Here is a 14509-nt window from a genome sequence, read left to right as displayed (position 1 = left end):
GCCCATGCCCTCGCCCCTGAGCAAACCGCTGGCACCTTCCTGGGTCAATCGATTCAAGGAACAAAGCCTGGAGCGTGGGCGCCGATACGCGCTGGAAAACCGCGTGAGGGTCGTCGAGGCCGGCGACAGCACCATCATCGCCAGCTGCGAAGGCTCGGGCGGCAGCGTCTACCGTCAGACCATTCGCCTCAAGGAGTCAGCCAAAGGCACATTGATCCTGCTAGACGCCGCGTGCTCCTGCCCGGTGCGCATTAATTGCAAGCATTGCGCAGCGGTGCTGCTGCAAGTTCAGGAAACCCTGGCCTACCCGGCCGCCGAAAAAGACGCGCAATTGCTGGAAAAGCTCCAGGCAGTGCTGGACAACCGCAGCCCCAAGGCCCCGCCGCAAGTCCTGGTGGAAAACGTGCAGCCGGTGCCACGGCTTTGGCTGGCAAGTGTCGAGTTCAGCGCCTTCGAGCCGCGCAACGGCAAGATGCAGCGTTATATCCAGCACCGCGCCGCCTTGTCCTTCAGTTATCTGGACGAGTACGTCAGCGGCCAGCGCAACACCGACGTACTGATTCGCCAAGAAACCCAGACGCTGCGGATAAAACGCCAGATCGAAGTGGAACAGTCCTACCGCGAGCAGTTGCGAATTCTTGGATTCAAGGTTGCGACCCGACAAAGCAAGGCTCTACCGGAGAGCGCTGGCGAACTGTACGAAATGGTCAACGACAGCGCCTGGCTGACCTTTACCCTCAATGACCTGCCAAAGCTGCGCACCCAGGGTTGGGAATTGCAGATTGACGAAGACTTCGGCTTCGACCTGACGGCGGTGGATGAGTGGTACGCCACGGTCGATGAGACTCCGGAGCGTGACTGGTTCGACCTGGAGCTGGGCATCATCGTCAACGGCGAGCGACTGAGCCTGCTGCCTATCCTGTTGAACCTGATGCGCTCGCATATCGAGCTATTCAACCCGGAACGACTGGCCAGGCGCCGCGATGACGAACTTATCCTGGTCAACTTGCCGCACCGGCCCAACTCGGAATTCGGCCCTCAGCAAGTTGCCCTGCCCTACGGGCGGTTGAAGCCCGTGCTGGCGACCCTCGGCGAGTTCTACCTGCAAGAGCCCGGCACCACCAAACTGCGCCTCAACAGCGCCGATGCCCTGCGCCTGAACCCATTGCAGGACATGCCGCTGCGCTGGGAAGGTGGCGAGCACATACGCAGCCTGGCCCAACGCCTGCGGGACATCAAGGACTACACCGCCACCGCCCCGCAGGGCTTGAACGCCACGCTGCGACCCTACCAGCTCGAAGGTTTGAGCTGGATGCAATCGCTACGACAGCTGGAAGTAGGCGGGATTCTCGCGGACGACATGGGACTGGGCAAAACTCTACAGACCCTGGCGCACATTCTTAGCGAAAAAAACGCTGGGCGCCTGGACCGACCGTGCATGGTGGTGATGCCGACGAGCCTGATTCCCAACTGGCTCGACGAAGCCTCGCATTTCACTCCGCAGCTCAAGGTACTGGCGCTGTACGGTGCCGGGCGCAAGAAACACTTCGAGCGCCTGGCCGATTACGACTTGATCCTGACCACCTATGCGCTGCTTCCCAAGGATGTCGAACGCCTCAAGGCGCAGCCGCTGCATGTACTGATCCTGGATGAAGCCCAGTACATCAAGAACCCCACCAGCAAAGCCGCCCAAGCCGCCCGGGAACTCGATGCCAGGCAACGGTTGTGCCTGTCCGGTACACCACTGGAAAACCACCTTGGTGAACTCTGGTCGCTGTTTCACTTCCTGCTGCCGGGCTGGCTTGGCGACGTCAAGAGCTTCAATCGCGACTACCGCGTACCGATCGAAAAGCGCGGCAGCGACGTACGATTGCAACACCTGAACGGTCGGATAAAACCCTTCTTGCTGCGCCGTACCAAAGAGCAGGTGGCGACGGAGCTGCCACCCAAGACCGAAATCATCCATTGGGTGGAACTCAGCGACGCCCAGCGGGATGTCTACGAGACGATGCGCCTGGCGATGGACAAGAAGGTGCGCGACGAGATCACCCGCAAAGGCGTGGCGCGCAGCCAGATCATCATCCTGGAAGCGCTGCTCAAGCTGCGCCAGGTGTGCTGCGATTTGCGCCTGATCAGTGATGCCACCCTGTCCACCCGCGGCAGCACCTCGGGCAAGCTCGACAGCCTGATGGAAATGCTTGAGGAATTGTTCGAAGAAGGTCGGCGGGTGCTGCTGTTTTCACAGTTCACCTCCATGTTGGCGCTGATTGAAGATGAACTGAAAAAACGCGGCGTGGATTACGCCATCCTCACCGGCCAGACCCGAGACCGACGCACGCCAGTGAAGGAATTCCAAAGCGGCAAGCGTCAGATCTTTCTGATCAGCCTGAAGGCCGGCGGCGTGGGCCTGAACTTGACAGAAGCGGACACGGTGATTCACTACGATCCTTGGTGGAACCCCGCCACCGAAAACCAGGCGACCGACCGCGCCTATCGCATTGGCCAGGAAAAACCGGTGTTCGTGTACAAACTGATTGCCCGCGGCACGGTGGAAGAAAAGATCCAGCTGCTGCAAAAAGAAAAGTCCGACCTGGCGGCCGGCGTGCTGGATGGGCGTGTGGCTGGGGATTGGAAACTGCAGAACGAAGACATCGAGGCGCTATTTGCGCCGCTGCCGGACAAGCTGGACAAGCGCTAAAACTCCTTGATTGTGGGAGCGAGCAGGCTCGCTCCCACAAGATCATTCTCCAATAAACCGGACTTTCTAGCCCGCCATCAACACCCGCGCCAGGGTCGACTTCACTTTACCCATTCCGTCATGCAGGGCCTGCTCGATCTCCGCCATGGTAATCACCGCAGTGGATTTGCCCGCCGCCGGGTTCACCACCAGCGCCAGGCAGGCGTAGTCCAGTTCCAGCTCACGAGCCAGCGCCGCCTCCGGCATGCCCGTCATGCCGACGATATCGCAGCCATCGCGCTCCAGGCGGGCGATTTCGGCCACGGTTTCCAGGCGCGGCCCCTGCGTGCAGGCATAGACACCGTGACTGCTATAGCCGCAGCCTTCGGCAGCCAGGGCCGCAATCAATTGCTGGCGCAGCGATTCCGTGTAGGGGTAGCTGAAATCAATGTGGGTCACCGCCTCCAGGTCATCGGCGAAATACGTATGCTGGCGACCGCTGGTGTAATCGATCAACTGGTGGGGCACGCAAAAATGACCGGTGCCCATCGCGGCGTGGATCCCGCCGACGGCGTTGACCGCCAGGACCGCCTCGGCGCCCGCCTGCTTCAGCGCCCAGAGATTGGCGCGATAGTTGACCTGATGCGGCGGGAAACGGTGGGGATGGCCATGGCGTGCCAGAAACAACACCTCACGCCCGGCGTATTCGCCGATCTGCACCTCGGCTGATGGCGCGCCGTAGGGCGTCTCCACCGCCAGGGATTGGCGAATGGTCAGGCCTTCCAGCTGGGTCAGGCCGGTGCCGCCGATAATTGCGTAAACAGTCATCGAAACATCCTTAATCAATCAGTTGAGCGGCTTTCAACGCGCCGATCGCTGTCAACCAGCGCGGATCCTGACGGTACTCGGTACTGGCGAAGGCCTGGCCACGCATACGGGCAATCCGCGCCGACGGCGTGACCTTCAGGCGCTGGGCAGCGCTCAAGGCGAGCTCGGCGGCCGCACGGTCGTTGCAGACCAGCCCCATGTCGCAGCCCGCGGCCAAGGCAGCCTCGATCCGACTGGCGGCATCGCCGACCACGTGGGCGCCGGCCATCGAAAGATCATCGCTGAAGATCACGCCATCAAACTGCAACACGCCGCGCAGGACGTCTTGCAGCCAACGACGGGAGAACCCTGCCGGGCTGGCATCCACCTGAGGATAAATGACATGGGCGGGCATGACGGCCGCCAGCTTCTTGCTCAGCTTGGCAAACGGTACCAGGTCGCAGGCTCGGATCTGTTCGAGACTGCGTTCGTCAGTAGGAATGGCGACATGGGAGTCTGCCTCGGCCCAGCCATGCCCCGGAAAATGCTTGCCTGTGGCCGCCATTCCCGCGGCGTTCATGCCACGGATAAACGCACCTGCCAGCAGTGTGGCGCGCTCGGGGTCGCCTTCGAAGGCACGACTTCCTACCACCGCGCTGCGTTGGTAATCGAGGTCCAGCACGGGGGCGAAGCTCAAATCGAGGCCGACCGCCAGCACTTCGGTGGCCATGATCCAGCCGCACTGCTCGGCCAAGTACTCGGCGTTCGGGTTATCGGCTATGGCCCTCATCGCCGGCAGACGCACGAAGCCTTGGCGCAGGCGTTGCACCCGGCCGCCCTCCTGGTCGACCGCCAACAACAGATCGGGGCGAATGGCCCGGATCGAGGCGCTCAGCTCGCGCACCTGGCGGGGATGCTCGATATTGCGAGCAAAAATGATCAGTCCACCCACTTCGGGCTGACGCAACAGATGGCGATCTTCAGCCGTCAGCCAGGTTCCGGCGACGTCCACCATCAACGAGCCTTGAAGGGCACCAGTCATAACAGTTCCTTTTAATAACGAGGGACGCGCGCGATGCTGCATCCGCCCCGGCACCGCCAGGCTGAAGGGCCGGCAGACCGCGCGGGCGAAGAATATTGAGACGAACTCAAAAGGAGAATCGGCATGGGCGGCTAGCTTAGCGGATGTAGCCATCCGCGCCCACCCGTGTGCCTATGCCTTGGCGAGCGCCGGCGTCGATTTGCTGCGCGGACGCAGCTGCGCGGCCGCCATTGCTTCATCGGTGACGCCGCTTTCGGCGCGCATGCCCGCTGCCAGGAATGGCACCATCAGGCGCATCACCTGCTCGATCGACGTATTCACGCCGAAGTCGGTCTCGGCGATAGCCCGCAGCGCCTTGATGCCCGACATGCTGAATGCCGCGGCACCGAGCATGAAATGCACGCGCCAGAACAATTCGATAGGTGGTATGCGCGGCGCGGCTTCGTTGACCAGCAGCATGTAGCGACGGAACACCTTGCCGTACATGTCTTCGAGATAGCGCCGCAAGTGCCCTTGGCTCTGGCTGAATGCCAGGCCCAGCAGACGCATGAATATGGAGAGGTCGTTACCGCTGCGTGGCTGGACCACGAGGGCTTGTTCGACCAGGATCTCGAGCAGCTCTTCCAGAGTGGGCTTGACGTCAGGCTTGGCCTGGCGACGCTCCAGCTCGCGATCGAGGCTGATACAGAACGGCCCTAGGAAGCGCGAAAATACCGCTTGGATCAGGGCTTTTTTCGAGCCGAAGTGGTAGTTCACCGCCGCCAGGTTCACCCCGGCCTTGCTGGTAATCAGACGCAAAGAGGTTTCGGCGAAACCTTTTTCCGCGAACAATTGCTCGGCAGCATCGAGAATGCGTTCAACGGTTTCCGACTGGGCCATGGCTACTCCGCCTGACAAACACTTGTTTGAAACATACGTTTCAGCCTGGGGCTTGTCAAGCCTGCCGGGGCATTTTGCGAACGTCCGGTCAGGTATTTAACCACACCTTTGGCGAGCTATAGCACAGTCCCTGCCAGCGGTTCCATCAACCGTCTGGCAGCCTGGCGAAAAAGGAGGATTGCCAACTGACTCGTACTGTATATAATCCCAGTCACTGTATAAAAAGACAGAGCGATCGATATGCTAAAGCTGACGCCACGCCAAGCAGAGATTCTGGCCTTCATCAAACGCTGCCTAGAAGACAACGGCTATCCGCCGACCCGTGCGGAAATCGCTCAGGAACTGGGTTTCAAATCCCCCAACGCGGCTGAAGAGCACCTCAAGGCGCTGGCCCGCAAGGGTGCAATAGAAATGACGCCCGGAGCATCCCGGGGGATTCGCATCCCCGGCTTCGAAGCCAAGGCCGACGACACCACCCTGCCTATCATCGGGCGCGTGGCCGCCGGCGCGCCTATCCTCGCCCAGCAGCACGTCGAGGAGTCTTGCAACATCAATCCTTCATTCTTTCACCCGAGGGCCGATTATCTTCTGCGCGTGCACGGTATGAGCATGAAGGACATCGGTATCTTCGATGGCGATCTCCTGGCTGTCCACACCACCCGTGAAGCCCGTAACGGCCAGGTCGTGGTGGCGCGGATCGGCGATGAAGTCACCGTCAAGCGCTTCAAGCGCGAGGGCAGCAAGGTCTGGTTGATCGCCGAGAACCCGGAATTCGCCCCCATCGAAGTGGACCTGAAAGACCAGGATCTGGTTATCGAAGGCTTGAGCGTTGGCGTCATTCGCCGCTAAAGGAGGCTTTATGCAATTTCCTCATACACCACAGCACACACAACTTCCGCTGTTCGAGGCATTCATGGCCCAACCGCTGGTTCCAGTCCTGAACGAGGTCATCGAGTCGCCCTGGAGCGTCGAACCCGAAGCCTTCAGCGAGCTGTCGTTGCGTGGTGCGGCGGGAAATTGCCTGAACCTGCTAGCGCCGATCCTGAGAGAACTGAGCCAGGACCAGGACGCTCGCTGGCTTACGCTGATCGCACCACCGGCCAGCGTAACGCAGGCCTGGTTGCGAGACGCTGGTCTCAATCGCGAGCGAATCCTGCTATTGCAGCCGCGCGGCAGCCAGAGCGCCCAGCAGTTGACCTGCGAAGCGTTGCGCCTGGGGCGCAGTCATACGGTGGTCAGCTGGCTCAATCCCTTGACCGCGACCGCGCGTCAGCAATTGATCAGCGCCGCGCGCACCGGCGATGCACAAAGCCTGAATATTCGATTGGGATAAACGCAGGGCTTCTCCAGGACAGAGAAGCCAGACCAGTCACATTACTTCAAAAGCCGACAGACGGGGATCAATGTAGAACCCGCGGCCCCTCTTCCTTGTTGAATTCGCCTTCAACCAGGCGACCTGCCATCTGGACACCCACGCTGAGCATCGCCTTGGCGACCTCGACATGTTGGCCCTGAAGAAACACCTTGGCATCCTCGGAGAAGTTCAGGGTAACCAGCGAACCCTCGTCTTCAGCCCGGCGCAGCTCAATGCGACCATCAGGAAGTTCGACAATTTCTAGAAAGGACGTAGGCATAAAAGTCTGTTCTCCACGAAAGGCGGGGATTATATAGTCATCGGCCAGGCTTCGCTCAGGATCTTGACCAAGCGTTACCGACGGCCATCACGTCAGCATTCGTTCAAGCCGTCACGGAACCGAATCGCCAGGCTTTTGAGATTCTGACGCCAGCTCTCCAACTCTTCCCGACTCAGCTCTGGCTCTGGTTCCTGCTCGTCAAGATTGACCGCGACAATCAACGGCTGGGTAACATCACCCTTCGGTTTACGCGGGGCCCGTGGCGGCTGGAATAACGCGGCATGAGCCGCCAGCAACTTGGCCAGCCAAGTCTCGCGGTTCTGCGCCAACTCGACCATTTCCGCCAGCTCGGGAATCGCAAGGCTGTCCAGTACTTCTGGCATCAGCATCAGTTCGGCCCGTGACGCATTCGCCTGGGGCAAGCGATAGAACCCGGCAATTTCGTGGCAAAGACCCAGCAAGGCGCCGTACAAATGAAACAGCACGGATTCACGCCCAGCCTGGACCAGCGCGGGAGCATTCATGGCGCGCCCATCCTCTGCCCTGGCAAGCGCTTCGAGCGACAGGCCGGCAAAATAAATCTTCTGATTGGTACGGGTGTAGAGTTCGTGGGCCATGGCGGCATTCTCCCCAACGAAATAAAAGCGTCACGCAGGTGCGACAGTGTCGTGGATCAACCGAAGCTACTGCAACCCAAAAACTGAAAGGCCGCATGAAAACCCGAGGGTTGTCATGCGGCCTTTTGCTTACGCGGCGTTTAGAACAACGACTGAATCGCCCAGCGGGAGCAAGCTCCCTCGCCACGAGGATCGCGCAGATTCAAATCCTTTCGCCATCAATCAGCGCTTGTCTTCAACGGTCCACTTACCACCGTCGTAGAACGCTTTCCAACCGGTAGGCTTGCCGTCAACCTCGGTCTGCACGTATTGCTCCTTGGTCTTGCGGCTGTAGCGGATCACCGCTGGGCGGCCATCCGGATCCTTCTGCGGCGCGTCGCAGAGGAAATGGTACTTCGGATCGATCTCATCCTTGTGCGGCAAGATCTCGATCACCAGCGGCGCCCGAGTCTCGCGATTTTTCGGAAACTGGCTGGCTGCCAGGAACAGGCCGGATGCACCATCACGAAGGATGTAGGTGTCGTTTACCTTCTCGCACTTGAGCTCGGGCATCTTCACCGGATCCATCTTCGGCGGCGCCGCGTCACCGCTCTTGAGCAGCTTGCGGGTGTTCTTGCAGGTCGGATTGGTGCAACCGAAGAACTTGCCGAAACGGCCGGTTTTGAGCTGCATTTCGCTGCCACACTTGTCGCATTCCAGGCTCGGACCTTCGTAGCCCTTGATGCGATAGGTGCCCTCTTCGATCTCGTAGCCGGCGCAATCAGGATTGTTACCGCAGATGTGCAGCTTGCGCTTTTCATCCAGCAGGTAAGCATCCATCGCTGTGCTGCAGATAGGGCAACGGTGTTTGCCGCGCAGCACCAGGGACTCCGACTCACCTTCGTCGTCCGCGGCGATTTCGTCGCCTGGCACCAGGTTGACCGTCGCCTTGCAGCGCTCCTTGGGTGGCAGGCTGTAGCCCGAGCAACCCAGGAATACACCGGTCGACGCGGTACGGATCTGCATCGGACGCCCGCAGGTCTGGCATGGAATATCGGTCATGACCGGCTGGTTCGCCCGCATGCCGCTTTCCGGACTTTCGGCCACTTCCAGTTTTTTCTTGAAGTCGCCGTAGAACTCGTCGAGTACGTTTTTCCAGTCCCGCTCACCCTGGGCCACGTCGTCCAGGTTCTCTTCCATGCCGGCGGTGAAGCCGTAGTCCATCAGGTTCGAGAAACTCTCGGACAAGCGCTCGGTGACGATGTCCCCCATCTTTTCCGAATAGAAGCGACGGTTGTGCAGCGTCACGTAGCCGCGATCCTGGATGGTGGAAATGATCGCCGCATAGGTCGAAGGACGACCGATGCCACGTTTTTCCATCTCCTTGACCAGGCTGGCCTCGGAATACCGTGCCGGCGGCTTGGTGAAGTGCTGGGTCGGATCCAGCTTGATCAGCTTCATCACGTCGCCCTGGGCCATGTCCGGCAGGACGTCATCGTCCCCCGGCTTGGTGATCTGCGGCATGACGCGGGTATAGCCGTCGAACTTCAGGATACGACCCTTGGCGCGCAGCTCGAAATCGCCAGCACCGACGCTGACCGTGGTCGACAGGTATTGCGCAGGTAGCATCTGGCATGCCAGGAACTGGCGCCAGATCAGCTCGTAGAGACGCTCGGCGTCGCGCTCCATGCCCGACAGCTTGCTTGGCTCGGTATTGGCGTCGGAAGGACGAATCGCTTCGTGAGCCTCCTGGGCGCCTTCCTTGCTGCTGTACACGTTCGGCGTATCCGGCAGGTACTTCTTGCCAAACTCGCTTTCTATATAAGTACGCGCCATCGCCACGGCATCGGCCGAGAGATTGGTCGAGTCGGTACGCATGTACGTGATGTAGCCCGCTTCGTACAGACGCTGGGCCATCATCATGGTCTTCTTCACACCGAAGCCCAGGCGGTTGCTCGCCGCCTGCTGCAAGGTGGACGTAATGAAGGGCGCCGACGGCTTGCTGCTGGTGGGCTTGTCCTCGCGCTTGACGATGCTGTAGCTGGAAGCCTTGAGCTTCTCCAGCGCTGCCATGGCCTGGGCTTCATTGAGCGGCTTGAAGGCTTCGCCTTTCTCGCGAGCCACTTCGAAACGCACGGTAGCGCCCTTGGCGGTACCGAGATCAGCATGGACTTCCCAATATTCTTCGGGATTGAACGCACGGATTTCCCGCTCGCGCTCCACCACCAGCTTTACCGCCACCGACTGCACACGACCGGCCGACAGGCCACGGGCGATCTTGGCCCACAACAATGGCGAGACCATGTAGCCCACGACGCGGTCAAGGAAGCGACGCGCCTGTTGGGCATTGACCCGGTCGATGTCCAGCTCGCCCGGCTGGGAGAAGGCTTCCTGGATAGCCTTCTTGGTGATTTCGTTGAACACCACGCGCTTGTAGCGGCTGTCATCCCCACCGATGGCTTCGCGCAGGTGCCAGGCGATGGCTTCCCCTTCGCGGTCCAAGTCCGTCGCGAGATAAATGGTGTCGGCGTCCTTGGCGAGCCGACGCAGTTCTTCGATGACCTTTTCCTTGCCCGGAAGGATCTCGTACTTGGCTTTCCAGCCGTGCTCCGGATCGACTCCCATGCGTGAGACCAGCTGCTTGCGCGCCTTGTCTTTCGGCGACAGCGCCGGCGCTTCACCAGCGGCCGCCTTGCCGCGCTTGGCGGCTGGCTCCTTGCTGGCGCTAGCCGAACCGCTGGTGGGCAGGTCTCGGATATGGCCGATACTCGACTTCACCACGTATTGGTTGCCCAGATACTTGTTGATGGTCTTGGCCTTAGCCGGGGATTCCACAATGACCAGCGATTTGCCCATGGATCAGAAAATTCCTGAATTCTAAAAAGTGAAAGGCGGTTGGCGCCTGACGCGGCACCGCTATATATAGTGGCTGCAAGGTGAGGTCAAGGGCGGGGTCGCCCTCACACTGGCCTCACGACTTGGAAAAGATGCTCTCCTCGACCTGCACCAAAGCAAAGCGCGGCACCTGTTCGCCGTCAACTTCGACAGACTCCTGGAACATGCTCAACGGACGCACCCAAAAGCCGTAATCGCCATACAGGGCTTGATAGAAGACCACTTCTTCCTCGGTCTCGGAATGCCGCGCAACGCTGAATACGCGGTACTGCGGACCTTTGTAATGTTGGTAGAGCCCAGGTTGTATCGGCATGCGTTGGCCCTCACTCAAATTTTTTCAAAATAAAAACAAAATCTTTCTTTTACTAAACCCGAAAAACAAAAACCGGGGCACTTGGCCCCGGCTTCCATCAACGCAACGCTTAGACGCGTTCGAAGACAGTGGCGATGCCCTGGCCGAGGCCAATGCACATGGTGGACACCCCTAAAGTGCCGCCGTTCTGCTTCATGACGTTGAGCAGCGTGCCAGAGATACGCGCACCAGAGCAACCGAACGGGTGACCCAGGGCGATCGCGCCGCCGTGCAGGTTAACCTTCTCGTTCATCTTGTCGAGTACTTTCAAATCTTTCAGCACAGGCAGCGCCTGTGCGGCGAAAGCTTCGTTGAGCTCGAAGAAGTCGATATCGGAAATGCTCAGGCCCGCGCGCTTCAACGCTTTCTGCGTAGCCGGTACTGGACCATAGCCCATGATCGCCGGGTCCACACCCGCGACAGCCATCGAACGAATCACGGCCATCGGCTGGATGCCCAGGTCCTGGGCACGCTGGGCCGACATCACGATCATGCACGAGGCACCGTCGGTGATCTGCGACGAAGTACCCGCCGTCACGGTGCCGCCCTTAGGATTGAAGGCCGGCTTCAAGGTCGCCAGGCTTTCCAGGGTGGTTTCCGGACGAATGGTTTCGTCGTAGTCGAACAGTTTCAAGAAGCCGTTCTCGTCGTAGCCCTGCATCGGGATGATTTCATCCTTGAACTTGCCTTCCACCGTCGCCTTGTGGGCGAGCTGGTGGGAGCGCACGCCAAAGGCGTCCTGCTGTTCGCGGGTGATGCCATGCATCTTGCCGAGCATTTCCGCGGTCAGGCCCATCATGCCCGAGGCTTTTGCCGCGTACAGAGACATGTGCGGGTTCGGATCGACACCGTGCATCATGCTCACGTGGCCCATGTGCTCGACACCACCGACCACGAACACATCACCGTTACCGGTCATGATCGCCTGGGCGGCGGTGTGCAGCGCGCTCATGGACGAACCGCACAGGCGGCTGACCGTCTGGCCGGCAGCGGTGTGAGGGATCTGGGTCATCAGCGAAGCCATGCGGGCGATGTTCCAGCCCTGCTCCAGGGTCTGGTTCACGCAGCCCCAGATCACGTCCTCGACTTCGTTGGGGTCGACCTTGACGTTGCGTTCCAGCAGTTTGCTGATCAGGTGCGCCGACATGTCTTCGGCGCGAGTGTTGCGGTGCATGCCGCCCTTGGAGCGGCCCATCGGCGTACGACCGAAGTCGACAATCACGACGTCTCTAGGATTCAAGCTCATAAATGTTCTCTCGCTCTAGTCGTTGGGCGCTTAACCGAAGAAACGCTGGCCGTTCTTGGCCATTTCACGCAGCTTCGCGGTCGGGTGGTACAACGCGCCCAGATCAGCGTACTGGTCAGCCAGGGCAACGAACTCGGCCACACCGATCGAATCGATGTAGCGCAGCGCACCGCCACGGAATGGAGGGAAACCGATGCCGTAGACCAGACCCATGTCGGCTTCGGCGGCGGTTTCGACAATGCCGTCTTCCAGGCAACGCACGGTTTCCAGGCACAGCGGGATCATCATCCAGTTGATGATGTCCTCGTCGGTGACTTCGCGCTGCTCGTAGACGATCGGCTTGAGCACTTCGAGCACCGACGAATCGGCGACTTTCTTCTGCTTGCCGCGCTTGTCGGTCTCGTAGGCGTAGAAGCCCTTGCCGTTCTTCTGTCCCAGGCGCTTGGCTTCGTAGAGCACGTCGACGGCGGAACGACGGTCGTCTTTCATGCGGTCCGGGAAGCCTTCAGCCATGACGTCGCGACCGTGGTGGCCGGTGTCGATGCCGACCACGTCCATCAGGTACGCCGGGCCCATCGGCCAGCCGAATTTTTCCATGATCTTGTCGATGCGCACGAAGTCCACACCGGCACTGACCAGCTTGGCGAAACCGCCGAAGTACGGGAACAGCACGCGGTTGACCAAAAAGCCCGGGCAATCGTTGACGACGATCGGGTTCTTGCCCATTTTTTTGGCGTAGGCCACGGTGGTGGCAATCGCCTCCTCGCTGGATTTCTCGCCACGGATCACTTCCACCAGGGGCATCATGTGCACCGGGTTGAAGAAATGCATGCCGACGAAGTTTTCCGGACGCTTGAGGGCTTTGGCCAGCAGCGAAATGGAAATGGTCGAGGTGTTCGACGCGAGGATGGTGTCCTCTTTGACCTTGTCTTCGACTTCAGCCAGAACCGCCTGCTTGACCTTCGGGTTCTCGACAACTGCTTCGACCACCAGGTCGACGTGGCCGAAATCGCCGTAGGACAACGTCGGACGAATGCCATTGAGCACTTCGGCCATCTTCGCGGCTGTCATGCGACCTTTGTCGACGCGACCGACCAGCAGCTTGGCGGCTTCGGCCAACCCCTGCTCGATGCCGTGTTCATTGATGTCCTTCATCAGGATCGGCGTGCCCTTGGACGCCGACTGATAGGCGATGCCGCCACCCATGATGCCGGCGCCGAGCACGGCGGCCTGTTTCACGTCACGGGCAATTTCGTCGTAGGCCTTGGCCTTTTTCTTCAGCTCCTGATCATTGAGGAACAGACCGATCAGGCTCTGGGCGGCAGACGTCTTGGCCAGTTTCACGAAACCGGCGGCTTCGACTTCCAAGGCTTTGTCGCGACCGAAATTCGCGGCTTTCTGGATGGTCTTGATCGCCTCGACCGGCGCCGGGTAGTTCGGGCCCGCCTGGCCGGCGACGAAACCTTTGGCGGTCTCGAAGGCCATCATCTGTTCGATGGCGTTGAGCTTGAGTTTTTCCAGCTTCGGCTGGCGCTTGGCCTTGTAGTCAAACTCGCCGCTGATGGCGCGCTTGACGGTTTCAAGGGCCGCCTCCAGAAGCTTGCCGGGTTCGACCACCGCATCCACGGCGCCGACTTTCAGCGCGTCTTCGGCACGGTTTTCCTTGCCAGCGGCAATCCACTCGATAGCGTTGTCAGCACCGATCAGGCGCGGCAGGCGCACGGTGCCGCCGAAACCCGGGTAGATGCCCAGCTTGACTTCCGGCAGGCCGATCTTGGCCGCGGTGGACATGACGCGGTAGTCCGCCGCCAGGCACATTTCCAGGCCGCCACCCAGCGCGATGCCGTTGATGGCCGCGACGGTCGGTACGTTGAGGTCTTCAAAGTCGCTGAAGATACGGTTGGCTTCGAGGTTGCCAGCGATCAGTTCGGCATCGGGCAGCTTGAAGTTGTCGACGAATTCGGTGATGTCGGCGCCGACGATGAACACGTCCTTGCCACTGCTGACGATCACACCCTTGATCGACGCATCTGCCTTGATAGTGTCCACGGCCTGACGCAATTCATTCAGGGTTAGACGGTTGAACTTGTTGACGGACTCACCCTTGAGGTCGAATTTCAGTTCGACGATGCCACTTTCAAGAGCCTTAACCGTGATGGCTTTACCTTCGTAAATCATCAACTGATCTCCACGATATGGAAGCTGAACAGTACACGTTGGACGCTGGCCCCTGGCTCCACATGGACATAACCGCCGATGCTACGCCAATCCGCCAGACACACCCGTCAACGCGATAGTCGGGTTCTGTAGGAACGTTCTGAAAATACAAACGCTCAATTCATACGCCCGTTTGATTTGGGTACGTCACCTTCACGGAATTT

12 protein-coding genes are annotated in these 14509 nt (G+C 60.0%); 3 read left to right on the top strand and 9 right to left on the bottom strand.

Going from position 1 to position 14509, the window contains the following annotated elements; genetic code table 11:
• Positions 1 to 4: 4 nt before the first annotated feature.
• Positions 5 to 2698 carry a DEAD/DEAH box helicase gene (locus M1D68_RS09035; protein ID WP_457970063.1) on the top strand — a complete coding sequence of 898 codons (2694 nt, stop codon included), beginning with the start codon at positions 5 to 7 and terminating at the stop codon, positions 2696 to 2698.
• A 66-nt stretch (positions 2699 to 2764) separates the two neighbouring features.
• On the opposite strand, the gene M1D68_RS09030 is transcribed toward M1D68_RS09035, so the two are convergent.
• From M1D68_RS09030 to M1D68_RS09020, 3 genes are all read right to left on the bottom strand, one after another.
• Positions 2765 to 3505: an S-methyl-5'-thioinosine phosphorylase gene (locus M1D68_RS09030; protein ID WP_420764677.1), complete on the bottom strand. Its 741-nt coding sequence runs from the start codon at positions 3503 to 3505 to the stop codon at positions 2765 to 2767.
• Between the two features lie 10 nt (positions 3506 to 3515).
• Positions 3516 to 4526: a beta-N-acetylhexosaminidase gene (gene nagZ / locus M1D68_RS09025; RefSeq protein WP_457970061.1), complete on the bottom strand. Its 1011-nt coding sequence runs from the start codon at positions 4524 to 4526 to the stop codon at positions 3516 to 3518.
• A gap of 171 nt (positions 4527 to 4697) precedes the next feature.
• Positions 4698 to 5405: a TetR/AcrR family transcriptional regulator gene (locus M1D68_RS09020; protein WP_420764679.1), complete on the bottom strand. Its 708-nt coding sequence runs from the start codon at positions 5403 to 5405 to the stop codon at positions 4698 to 4700.
• A 240-nt stretch (positions 5406 to 5645) separates the two neighbouring features.
• On the opposite strand from M1D68_RS09020, the gene lexA reads away from it, so the two are divergent.
• Together lexA and sulA are read left to right on the top strand one after the other, a co-directional pair.
• Positions 5646 to 6254 carry a transcriptional repressor LexA gene (gene lexA / locus M1D68_RS09015; protein WP_420764680.1) on the top strand — a complete coding sequence of 203 codons (609 nt, stop codon included), beginning with the start codon at positions 5646 to 5648 and terminating at the stop codon, positions 6252 to 6254.
• A 10-nt stretch (positions 6255 to 6264) separates the two neighbouring features.
• Entirely contained in the window at positions 6265 to 6738 is a 474-nt protein-coding gene (gene sulA / locus M1D68_RS09010) for an SOS-induced cell division inhibitor SulA (RefSeq protein WP_420764681.1), read from the top strand.
• A gap of 67 nt (positions 6739 to 6805) precedes the next feature.
• Here the strand turns inward: sulA and M1D68_RS09005 are convergent, their stop codons facing one another.
• From M1D68_RS09005 to fadB, 6 genes are all read right to left on the bottom strand, one after another.
• A complete protein-coding gene (locus tag M1D68_RS09005; RefSeq protein WP_003183419.1) occupies positions 6806 to 7039 on the bottom strand; it encodes a hypothetical protein in 234 nt (77 codons plus the stop codon).
• A gap of 92 nt (positions 7040 to 7131) precedes the next feature.
• On the bottom strand, positions 7132 to 7656 hold the full coding sequence (locus tag M1D68_RS09000) for a DUF6586 family protein (RefSeq protein ID WP_434650526.1): 525 nt from the start codon (positions 7654 to 7656) through the stop codon (positions 7132 to 7134).
• A gap of 222 nt (positions 7657 to 7878) precedes the next feature.
• The gene (gene topA / locus M1D68_RS08995; RefSeq protein ID WP_420764683.1) at positions 7879 to 10491 is read right to left on the bottom strand and encodes a type I DNA topoisomerase; all 2613 of its coding nucleotides are present in this window, start codon (positions 10489 to 10491) and stop codon (positions 7879 to 7881) included.
• A 115-nt stretch (positions 10492 to 10606) separates the two neighbouring features.
• A complete protein-coding gene (locus M1D68_RS08990) occupies positions 10607 to 10843 on the bottom strand; it encodes a DUF1653 domain-containing protein (protein WP_420764684.1) in 237 nt (78 codons plus the stop codon).
• A 109-nt stretch (positions 10844 to 10952) separates the two neighbouring features.
• Positions 10953 to 12128 (bottom strand): acetyl-CoA C-acyltransferase FadA, encoded by a 1176-nt coding sequence (gene fadA, locus M1D68_RS08985; protein WP_420764685.1) that lies wholly within the window; start codon positions 12126 to 12128, stop codon positions 10953 to 10955.
• Between the two features lie 30 nt (positions 12129 to 12158).
• Positions 12159 to 14306 carry a fatty acid oxidation complex subunit alpha FadB gene (gene fadB, locus M1D68_RS08980; RefSeq protein WP_420764686.1) on the bottom strand — a complete coding sequence of 716 codons (2148 nt, stop codon included), beginning with the start codon at positions 14304 to 14306 and terminating at the stop codon, positions 12159 to 12161.
• Positions 14307 to 14509: the final 203 nt, after the last annotated feature.

This window comes from Pseudomonas sp. R4-84 (genome assembly GCF_054130985.1).
The sequence above is the reverse complement of the archived record's forward strand: the minus strand, read 5'-3'. Positions and strand labels throughout refer to the sequence as shown.